The organism is Stieleria sedimenti (assembly GCF_025060895.1).
In the GTDB taxonomy this organism is placed as follows: Bacteria; Planctomycetota; Planctomycetia; order Pirellulales; family Pirellulaceae; genus Stieleria; species Stieleria sedimenti.
On the sequence record NZ_JANZKV010000130.1, the window covers coordinates 1 to 1536 of the forward strand.

Below are 1536 nucleotides of genomic sequence, written 5' to 3' on the forward strand. Positions count from 1 at the left end.
GAGTTTGTTTTTGAGTTCTGGTCCATCGCGCCGACGCGGTGACCACCGCTGTTATCCGACTGAAACTACGCCAATGCAAAACCGATTCGCCGACGACCTTGTTCGCACGTTGTCCAAGACAGGAGGCTTCGTACTAGCGTCGCCGGAATCGCTTGATTGGGCCTGCTCTCTTGACGACGAAGACCAAGTCGCGTTGTACTGCCTGCTCCGCGATGACTCGCAACGCATGGAGGACGAATGGCGATTCGACTTCATTGATCTTGTCGAGATTGACGACGACCTATTACCTGATCCTTTGTAATGCCCGTGGCCAACTGGTTGCGCGGTCAGCACTCGCTCGGTCCTTCTCTGTTCCGCTATACTACGATGTCCGCGTCGATCGAACTGGTCGATTGTCCAACGCTTCACCGAAACCGGCGGATAACCAGAAAATTGCACTGGAGCGGCGGTGGTAAAGCGTTTGGAAGTGGATGGTCTTTCCCCGCCGCCCAGTGAATTTCAACGTTCGCGCTGCTAGCCAACGCTGGAAGAAAACGGCCCACCTCTTTGTCGAATTGCTTCGCGACGTCGATCGTTCCCTGATTCATCCACGGTTTGATTGGTGCGCTCGAAAGAGCGCCCTTTTGATTTCATCGTTTGATTGGTGCGTGGTCGACTCGACCGAAGAAGGCAAACCGACGCCTGTCGATCCCAACTGTCGATCGTGACATTGCTAAGTCCGACGATTGGATTCGGGGTTGCCGACAGAGCGATGTGTCTTAGGCCCGGAGGGCCGGTAGAGTGTCTGCCGGTGGCGTCAGCCACCGGGGGTGGATTCAAAGGAAATCTCAAGGCCCAGAGGGCCGACACAATGCCCGGGCTTCGAGTGGACCGGGAGCACCCTTGTGCCGGCCTTCCAGGCCTCAGCAAATTTGTGTCTTTGAATACCGGTGGCTGACACCACCGGCAAGTATTGTGCCAGCCCTCCAGGCTTCATCCCGACTCCACAAAGAAATCGGTACACCAAGGAGAGTGAAATTTCCCTCGGCGATTCCGATCGAGTACATTGGCAGTCCGCGACGATGGTTCCAAACCGGCGTGCCGACCGACGCCACGAACCCGGCGATGCACCCCAGCACGCTCGTTGTTGCGAGATACGAACTTTTTCCCATTGCGATCATCACACCCACGCCAACTCAATCGTAGAGCTCCGCGTGCGAGGTGATCGCCAACGTTCACGCTGCTAACCGACGCCTGACGAAAGCGCCCACTTCTTCTTTTGCGTCTTCTCGCGTTCTTTTGTGGCAATTGATTGGCTGTCGTTGGATCGTGACCCGGAGGACGCCCACCGGATTTCATCGAACCTCTGTTTCCTGAGATTCGCATTTGATGTCACGGTTCGATAGGTGCGCGGTCGACTCGGCCGACGAAGACAAACCGTCGCCTGTCGATTGCAACGCTGACAACCAACGCCTGAAGTGCCGACCGTAGATTGGGACACTCGATTTCCCACGGCGATTCCGATCGAGTACATTGGCCGTCAACGACGATGGCGCG

General features: G+C 56.4%; 1 protein-coding gene. It reads left to right on the top strand.

Features of this window, described 5'->3' with window-relative positions; translation table 11 throughout:
* Positions 1-73 precede the first annotated feature (73 nt).
* Positions 74-301: a hypothetical protein gene (locus NZK35_RS16910; RefSeq protein WP_259633712.1), complete on the top strand. Its 228-nt coding sequence runs from the start codon at positions 74-76 to the stop codon at positions 299-301.
* Positions 302-1536 lie beyond the last annotated feature (1235 nt).

Bases quoted from the DNA above. Each gene is read 5' to 3' on its own strand.
- NZK35_RS16910 (WP_259633712.1), top strand. From the start codon at position 74: ATGCAAAACCGATTCGCCGACGACCTTGTTCGCACGTTGTCCAAGACA.